Origin of the sequence: Devosia sp., assembly GCF_017307565.1 — a bacterium.
In the GTDB taxonomy this organism is placed as follows: Bacteria; Pseudomonadota; Alphaproteobacteria; order Rhizobiales; family Devosiaceae; genus Devosia.
Genome location: NZ_JAFKHD010000219.1, coordinates 1 through 8280 on the forward strand (window position 1 = coordinate 1; position 8280 = coordinate 8280).

Below are 8280 nucleotides of genomic sequence, written 5' to 3' on the forward strand. Positions count from 1 at the left end.
GGCGATACGCTGACGGGCGCTCTGGCGCGCGCCGCCGGTGAAACGGTTGGGGACTATGCCATCGGGCAAGGCTCGCTTGCCGCTTCGGGCAATTATGCGCTGAGCTTCACAACGGGCTCGACGTTCGGGATCACGCCGCGAGCGATCACGATCACGGCGGATGCCGCTCAGTCCAAGATCTACGGCAATGTTGATCCGACACTGAACTATACGATCGGTGGGCTGGGGCTAGTGTTTGGCGATACGCTGACGGGCGCTCTGGCGCGCGCCGCCGGTGAAACGGTTGGGGACTATGCCATCGGGCAAGGCTCGCTTGCCGCTTCGGGCAATTATGCGCTGAGCTTCACAACGGAGGCCTTTACGGTTACGCGGCGGCCACTGGTGATCACTGCCGATGACAAGAGCCGCATCTACGGCGAAGTCAATCCCCTGACCGGCTCCGCGACGGGGGATAATCTGGTTGCTGGCGACACCATCGATTGGGTGGAGATCTTTAGCGCTGCGACTGCGGCGAGCAATGTTGGTCGCTACGACGCGCTGGCGTCGAATGCCAGCGGGATCGGCCTTGACAACTACGACATAACTTATGTGACGAATGTCGGCGGCCTCGAGGTGACCCGGCGGCCCATCACGGTGCGGGCCGATGACATACGTGTGCTGCAGGGGCAATCAGATCCGCTGTTGGCCTGGTCTTTGGTGGCAGGCATCCTGGCGCCATTCGACACGTTCGACACCATATTCATGGGCCATCTGGTGCGGGAACCGGGACAGGCCGTGGGCAGATACGCGATCACCCGTGGGACGCTGGCGGTCGTGGGCAATTACGATTTGGTAGACTTTGCGGCCGGGAGCTTGACCATCGCACCCGCCATGATCACCAGAAGCGTGCCGCTGGAGCGCGGCGGCAATGCGAATGTCTGGCTGACGGACACCTTGGCGTCGAAACCGTGGGACGATGAGGACGAGCAGAGTGACTGTACCGCGGGCGTCGCCGATGGCGAATGCGCGAGTCTGAGCGGCCTCGATAGACAGTATTTCGGCGATCATATCCGCTGGCAGAACTAAGGGGTGGTCATGGGAATGCTCATGCAACAGTCAGTTCTGTCTGCATCGGTTGCTTTGGCCATCATGGGAACAACGGCGGCACCGTTGGCCCTGGAACGCCACTTGCCCCCGAAGGCAGTCGTCGCGCTCCCTGCGATCAGCTCAAGCGCGGAGGATTACCACAAGGGCGACGATACCCCGTTTGGCGTCGACATCAGAGGTGTCCAGCTCATTGGCTCCCGTGAAGAGGTAGGGCAGCCTGGTCCAGGTATCAGCCTTGGCCATTTAGAGGGGGTGCCGCGGGCAACTATCGAGGCGGCTCTTCGTCCGTTTCTCGGGACTGCACTGAGCGAGGCATCTATCTCTCAGCTGCAATCGGTCGTGGCGGCGGTGTGGCGTGACGCAGGCTATCCTTTCGTCTCGGTAACCGTGCCGCCCCAGGAGATCTCAGATGGTGTGCTCAGCCTCAGAGTGATGGAATTTCGTGCCGGCGTCGTGGAGGTCAGAGGGAGCAGCGAGCCGAATTTGGCGGGCGTCGTGCGCGTCCACCCCGGTGGCCGGATCTCAGCAAGCGCGCTGGAAGAGGATCTCGATTGGCTGAATCGCAATCCGTTCCGACAGGTCACCGCCCAGTTTTCGCCAAGCCGCGCTGCTGGCGCCAGCGATCTCACCCTTAACGTCACCGAAAGCAAGCCGTGGTCGGTGTATTCTGGCTGGTCGAATTCTGGCTCCGAAGCGACCGGGCTCGCCCGTTGGACCGTCGGCGGCCTCCTGTGGTTGCCAATGTTCGGCAGTGCATCCCTGGGCTATCGCCACACCCGCTCTGACGATCTCTTCACAGATAGTGCCTCTTCGGGGGGTAATGCGTCCCGTGGCGGCTATATGAGCCATGCTGGTACAATCGATCTGCCGCTGGGACCCCGCGCAATGTTCTCCGTCGCTCCCAGCATGGTAGAAACCAGCGAAATCATCACTGGTACTCTGTTCAGCTTCCGCAACCGCACCTTCGAACTACCGATCCTCTATCGTAGCGCCGTATCAAATGTGCTCTCCGGCCACTACTTGGGCGATTTCTATTTTGGCATCACCCCCCGCTGGGTCGAACGGACAACCGCGTTCGCTGGCGTTGACGTCGCTATCGGCAACGCCGCTTTGATGGATTTCAACTTCGGGTGGGCCGGCAGTGTCAGGGATTCGATTGGTTACACCAAGCTCGATCTGAGTGTTGCCGTTAACCCCGGCGGCATCCTTAGCGATAACACCGACGCGGCCTGGGTCGATTTCACCGGTGGACGCCTCGAACGTGCTGGCTACGTCACGGCCAGCATCGATATCACTAGGTTGACCGAACTTTCGGCTGATCTTGTTTGGATCAGCGAATTTACGGGCCTTGTCGCAGGCTCGGCGCTGCCTGACCCTGTACGGCTCGGGATGTCTGGGTTCGGCGCAGTGCGTGGCTCCAGCTCAGACGTGGCCGCCTCCGACACGGGGTTTGTTTGGCGCAACGAACTACGCCTGCCCACCCTGACGCCGCTGATGCAGATCGGCCTTTCCGATGAGCTCAGTCCGTATGCCTTTTTCGACCTCGCTCATGGCTACGACTTCAATGCTGGCGATACGACTACCTTGGCCTCAACCGGGCTAGGTCTCGACTATGCGCTTGGCAACAATTTCAAGGCTAACCTCACCGGCGCTGTCAACCTTATAGGGGCAAATGATGCAGAGCAGGGCGACTGGTCGCTTTCCGCGTCACTGTCCCTGACCTATTGAGCAGATGCTTCCGCCTTCAATCCGCAATGAACCATGATCAGATAGATGCCCCAGCGCCCATCACTACTTCCAGCCACCGAGTTACCGCGACATCGTGTTCCGGCCGGCGTTGCCACGCTTTTGATCGCGATGCTCGCGACCTTATCGCCCCCCACCCCGGCGCAGGCACAAAGTGTTCCCGCTCCAACGCTACCGGGTGGCGCCTCGTCGATACAGGAGACGTATCAGGATTGGCAGGTCGTCTGCGCTATAGTCAATGATGCCAAGCGCTGTGCGATGTCGCAGCAGCAGGTTCGCCAGGACAGCAATCAAGTACTGTTGACTGCCGAGTTCTACGCGGCGGCGCAGGAAGAGACTGTTTCTGGTACATTGGTACTACCCTTCGGTCTGCAACTGGCTTCCGGCGTAACCCTGCAGATTGACGATGCAGCAACAATCCCACCGCTGGTGTTCAGCACCTGCCTGCCGGCCGGCTGTCTCGTCCCATTCACGCTCGACGGACAAACTGTTGCCGCAGCCCGTGCGGGCAAGACGCTCAACCTCCAAGCTGCCTCCATTACCGGTCAACCCGTTGCCCTGCCGGTCTCCCTCGCAGGTTTCAGTAAGGCTCAGGACAGACTCAACGAACTATCGAAACCATAAGCCCTGTGCCACTGCGGACCAGGGCACACCCCGATCCGTGGAGCCCCATCATAGATACCGGTGGCGCCAATTTAGCCGGCGGGCACCGCACATAACGTTGGGTTGCGCGATGAGGTGTGGATGCTGCCCTATGGACTGGTTGGCGGAGCAACGAGGAGCCAGGGTTTAGATCGAGAAGCAGGAAGCTGCCTAAAGTCCATGATGTCCGGGCTATAAACAGGGCCCGAAGAAAAAGGCGTTAGCGCAACCCTCGCTAACGCCTTGAATTCATTGGTGCGCCCAGAGGGACTTGAACCCCCAACCAGACCGTTATGAGAGGTCTGTTCGCTGCCAACTGGCAATTGTTGTTATAGCCTACGTTTTCGCGCCCCTTCGACCGAGGTCGCGGGCGATTTGATGTCCGTTTCTAATTGTGCCTCACCAAGAGCGGTCATTCTGCTACCGGCCCCTCAATCGACTAAAAAAAGACCGTAGCAGAGCCATGTCCGCTTTCGCAGCGCACCACCCAAAAGCTGCCTGACCGCTTACGGCCCCAAAGCGCCAACTCAATCTGCTCGGTGCATGCGGGATCTGCGGTTGCGAAGTTCGACATCGTTACTCCCAAAAGCCTCACTGGCGTCTTGGGTGGGAAGGCCTGATTCAGAAGCTGCTCCACCACAGCCGCCAGCTCTTCCCGATCGCGAAACGAGCTCGCGATGCTCTTCGATCGGGTGATCTGCTCGAAATCGGCGTATTTGACTTTCAACGTCGCTGTCCGCCCGAAGAGACCACGCTTCTCCGAGGCGTTCCACACCTTGTCGATAAGCGGCTTGGTCAAGGCAAGCGCCTCGCCGAGTGTCGAGATGTCCGCTACGAACGTATCTTCGGCACCAATCGATTTTCGTTCCCGATCAGGCCTGACCTCACGGTTGTCGATGCCGCGGGCGAGATTGAACCAATACTCCGCCGAGCTACCAAAACGCTCCACCAACTCGTCCATGGTGAGCATGGCGAGATCGGCGCCAACCTTGATGCCTCGAGCGTGCATCTTTCTTGCCGTCGCTGGACCAACACCGTGGAATTTCTCGATTGGCAGTGTCGCGACAAAAGCCTCTCCCCTGCTCGGCGGTATGACGAAGAAGTTGTCGGGCTTGCGGTATCCGCTGGCCATCTTTGCGAGAAACTTGTTGTAACTGATGCCGGCCGATGAGTTCAGGCCGGTCACCTCCTTGAACTGGACGTGATGCTCCCCAGCTTTTCAGGGCTCCAGTTTCGGTCTATCGTCACCGTTATGGACCCAAAGCGATACAATATCGCCAACAGAGCTGCCGAGAAGCAGGCAAGTCGCGACGAAGATGCGGCCCGCCTGGCCCGGGGTGAGATCACGGGGGCGGAGCTTCGCGTCGAGAATAACTTCTTCTCGTCGCTCGACATGAGCCGTTTCAAAATCGTGGCAATTGGCGGCCGTCCAATCAAGTTCAAGAAAGACACGACCGAATAGCGATCAGGTCTGTATTACGCAGAACCGGTTGCCATCGGGATCGGCCAAGACCACGAAATCCGCGTCGGGCGGATAGTCTCGCTCGACGCGCTTGGCGCCAAGTGCAAGCAACCTCTCCACCTCCTGTGCCTGATTGTCAGCATAGAGATCGAGATGGTGTCGCGGGCGGCCAGACGCGGCCGGAGTATCGGCAAGATCCAAGGCAATCTGCACACCGGTACCTTGCCGAGGAACTAGCACTGCCCAGTCAACGCCAGGCGCCTCTCGAGGCTCATAGTCCAGCGCTGCGCACCAGAACTCGATAGCACGTGGCACGTCCTCAACGCCCCATACGATTGATCCAACACTCAGCATCTGAACCTAGCCGCCTGACAAACGGCGTCGCTAGCGGCTTCAAGCCAAATCCCCTGCGGTAACGGGCGGCGACCGTTCTCGGGGCTGCCCCCGAGCCTTCGTTGACACGCGAAGGGCGAGTCAATTAGCCAATTACCAGGTCTTCAAACCGGCTGTTCCGGATGAGCAAAGGCATCCATGGGTGACCGCGGAAAACTCCGGGCTGCCAGAGCGCAGTAATTGCCCCGGACGGAACGTTCTGCAATGTCGCAATCATGCCCCCGGCATTCCCGTAGCCCAAAGCATTCGCTGCGCAGTTCGCCAATTCGGCCGCAGACAACTCCGAAGTTTGCTTCCGGTATAAGTGCCAAGCACAAACCGAAGTGCCAACTTCCTCGAGGAACGTTTTGAGAGGGGCAGAGATGCCCGAAGTTTTTTTCAGCTCTTGAGCAAATCGAATTTCGACCCGGGTAGATACGCCTGCAGTCTTGAGCGCGTTTGCGACGAATTCCTGCGCATCGGAAGTGCCGACGCTTAAAAGGAGATAGATCTGCCTTCCACCAAGCTTCGCAATTTGAGCACTCTTGAGAGGCGCGATGAGGTTCGCTTCATTTTGGCATTGGGCCGGCCATTTATCTCTGGGTACCCCGAACAAGCTCAGGAATTGCGCAGCCGCTTGCGTCCCACTCGCTGCATTGTCGTCGAGAAACACCAGTGGACGTTTTGTTCGAAGCGCGTCGGCACTGAGGCTGGTATGAAAATGATGCTTTACGCCGGGCGCTGGTTGCCCTTCACGCCTAAAGGTCTCAAGTACGGTGTTGCCGCTCGTTGCAGTGAGGGGCAACAGGTCGGCATCGACCCCAATATCGTCGAGTAGCGAACCCAAGCCTGTCGAGATCGATTTCCAGTCTATCAGTGTCAACTGATCCCGAAGCAGTCCGCCCATCTCGGCACGCAGTCTTGGCGGAAATTGGCTGAGATAGTAGGCAACTGTCCTTGGAGTAACCTGCCAACCATGCACGCCCAAAAATGGCTTCAACTTAGCGCTGATTTCCCTGGCGTTCGGGTCGTCGGGGTCAATGGGCTCTGCAAGCCACGGCTTTTCATCGAACACGCTTGTGTTGCGTAAAGATCGCTCGAACCTTTGGAGCTCGCCAGATGATTGGCCGCTTTTCAAGGCCGAGAGCCGATATTCCGGAAGAAATCTCGGCCAAGACGTCACCTGATGTGAGCCTTTTTCAACCTTTAGATCGACTTTGAGCGGACTGGACGGAAATCTCGACAACACATCGCGAGCTGCGAAGAACATTGCGGGCCGCCACGACTTGTCGGACATGACGAAGCCGATCTCTTTGAGCAGTTCGAAGGCATCCTGCTGCTCTGAAGCGTTGGTGTATTTGCGGCCGGCGATCAGTTGCTCGCCCTGGCACATTATCTGAACGTGTCTACGCTTGTCCTTGTGGGCCGTACCGACGACAAACACATCCGGGCGCCTATTTAGCAGCGACAGGTTCGTGGAAATTGCGGACAGTCTAATACCCATCGCCTCGGCTTCGTCGGCGATAGCCTTCTCTATCTTGTCCGAATTTTCGCTCAAGACCTTACCTTCGCGCAGTGCCTCGACCGTCGTGTTCGCCGCCTTGCGAAGTTCGTAAGAGGACTCGTCGGCAATTTCGGGAAGCAGATCCTCAATTGGATAAGACAGGTTTTCGAGGCTGGGACCAAACGCATAGGCCTTGTGGGGGAGGTGGCGCAGCCTTATTCGGTCGGCATATGCCCTTGTGGTTGGGTCAGACTCTTGGCCTGCAAAACAAAAGATGTTTGGGAACCCATAATCCACCCTCTAGGGAACGTTAGTGAAGACCATTTCCTTTCTAGAACAACGTGTTAAACCAATTTTCGGTTGACGCCATGTTCACCATCACATCCCTTTACTGGGGAGGCTGTTGAGCTGGCCCGAGCTTTGCGAAAAAAGTTCGCCTTTGAATTTTCGTCCAAAAACGGCGTCAATTTCGCCCCGACGGTCTCCCGAATCTAACACGAGGTCAGAGCAATAACCTGTAATATGGGGCCAAAATGACATGCCATATTACAGGTTATCGGACCGCGCCTGGCCTGATGTATGGGGCGGATTTTTTGATGCGGACCAACTGCTGACGGAGCGGTCAGGCAAGTTGCGTAGCGTTGATTGTGGCGGTTAGGGGTGTGGTTAGCGGACAGGCCGCTTTTAGCGTCAGAGTTAGAGAAGCCGACATTGCCCCGAGTCGGGACTGACGCTTTTTGGCCCGAGCACGGCAGCGGGTTCAGTTCAGGTCGCGTCGAATTTGCTCCAAGCGTAGGAGGGTTTTTGATGTTTCCTGTTTGGAGGCGACGGCCAGTGCGACGATCAGTGCCTCGAGCCAGACAAGCGTGGCGCCATATGTTGCCATGCCGCCGATTTCGCCGCGTGGCAGAACGATCATCTGGTCGCATTTCTGGGCGAGCTCGCTGCGGGCATTGCCGGTGATCAGCACGATCGGAATGGCAAGGCGCAGCGCCTCGTTGGTTGCGGCGCGGGCTTCCGAGTAGATCCGGTCATAGGACAGCAGGAGAAGTCCGTCGTCGGGACGGAGCTGCAGCAGCTCGTCAGCCAATGCCGTGCCCGAAGCGCGCAGCAGCAGCACGTCGCGGCCATGCCTGCGCAGCAGGTGGCCCATATAGGCAATGATGTGGGCGGTCTGGCCTTGGCCGAACAGCACGATGCGGCGGCGCTCGCCCAGAAGATGGGCCGCGGCGGCAATATCGTCGGCCGCCGCGCTTTGGCGCAGGTCGGCGACGGCCCTGGCCGGCATGTCCAGCGAGCGCTCGATGGCTTTTCGCGTGTCCGCCTTGGCCTCACCGACAACCTTATTGAATGCCTTGCTGGGTGTTGCGCCACTGAGGGTTTCGGCCAGCAATTGCTTGAGCTCGGCAAGGCCGTCGAAACCGAGCGCCTGGGCGGTGCGCACCACGGTGGCGTCGGAGGTTTCAAG

The 8280-nt window shown here is 58.7% G+C and carries 8 protein-coding genes; 4 read left to right on the forward strand and 4 right to left on the reverse strand.

Annotated elements, in window-relative coordinates; all coding sequences use genetic code 11:
- From J0I64_RS07040 to J0I64_RS07050, 3 genes are all read left to right on the forward strand, one after another.
- Positions 1-1065 (forward strand): MBG domain-containing protein (locus tag J0I64_RS07040; RefSeq protein WP_291406886.1); only part of this gene is annotated, 1065 nt, incomplete at its 5' end.
- A gap of 21 nt (positions 1066-1086) precedes the next feature.
- Positions 1087-2814, forward strand: a complete 1728-nt coding sequence (locus tag J0I64_RS07045) for a ShlB/FhaC/HecB family hemolysin secretion/activation protein (protein WP_291406887.1) — start codon at positions 1087-1089, stop codon at positions 2812-2814.
- 129 nt (positions 2815-2943) lie between these two features.
- Positions 2944-3456, forward strand: coding sequence for an invasion associated locus B family protein (locus J0I64_RS07050; RefSeq protein ID WP_291406892.1), 513 nt, complete (start codon positions 2944-2946; stop codon positions 3454-3456).
- 457 nt (positions 3457-3913) lie between these two features.
- Here J0I64_RS07050 and J0I64_RS07055 read toward each other — a convergent pair whose 3' ends face one another.
- Positions 3914-4660: a hypothetical protein gene (locus J0I64_RS07055; protein ID WP_291406888.1), complete on the reverse strand. Its 747-nt coding sequence runs from the start codon at positions 4658-4660 to the stop codon at positions 3914-3916.
- An 18-nt stretch (positions 4661-4678) separates the two neighbouring features.
- Here J0I64_RS07055 and J0I64_RS07060 point away from each other — a divergent pair, with 18 nt between their 5' ends.
- Positions 4679-4936, forward strand: coding sequence for a hypothetical protein (locus tag J0I64_RS07060; protein ID WP_291406893.1), 258 nt, complete (start codon positions 4679-4681; stop codon positions 4934-4936).
- Positions 4937-4939: 3 nt separating this feature from the next.
- Here J0I64_RS07060 and J0I64_RS07065 read toward each other — a convergent pair whose 3' ends face one another.
- From J0I64_RS07065 to J0I64_RS07075, 3 genes are all read right to left on the reverse strand, one after another.
- On the reverse strand, positions 4940-5290 hold the full coding sequence (locus tag J0I64_RS07065) for a VOC family protein (RefSeq protein WP_291406889.1): 351 nt from the start codon (positions 5288-5290) through the stop codon (positions 4940-4942).
- Between the two features lie 124 nt (positions 5291-5414).
- Positions 5415-7109, reverse strand: a complete 1695-nt coding sequence (locus tag J0I64_RS07070; protein WP_291406890.1) for a hypothetical protein — start codon at positions 7107-7109, stop codon at positions 5415-5417.
- 463 nt (positions 7110-7572) lie between these two features.
- A partial coding sequence (locus J0I64_RS07075) for an SIS domain-containing protein (protein WP_291406891.1) occupies positions 7573-8280 on the reverse strand: 708 nt, incomplete at its 5' end.

Bases quoted from the DNA above. Each gene is read 5' to 3' on its own strand.
- J0I64_RS07065 (WP_291406889.1), bottom strand. From the start codon at position 5,290: ATGCTGAGTGTTGGATCAATCGTATGGGGCGTTGAGGACGTGCCACGT.
- J0I64_RS07060 (WP_291406893.1), top strand. From the start codon at position 4,679: ATGCTCCCCAGCTTTTCAGGGCTCCAGTTTCGGTCTATCGTCACCGTT.
- J0I64_RS07045 (WP_291406887.1), top strand. From the start codon at position 1,087: ATGCAACAGTCAGTTCTGTCTGCATCGGTTGCTTTGGCCATCATGGGA.
- J0I64_RS07050 (WP_291406892.1), top strand. From the start codon at position 2,944: ATGCTCGCGACCTTATCGCCCCCCACCCCGGCGCAGGCACAAAGTGTT.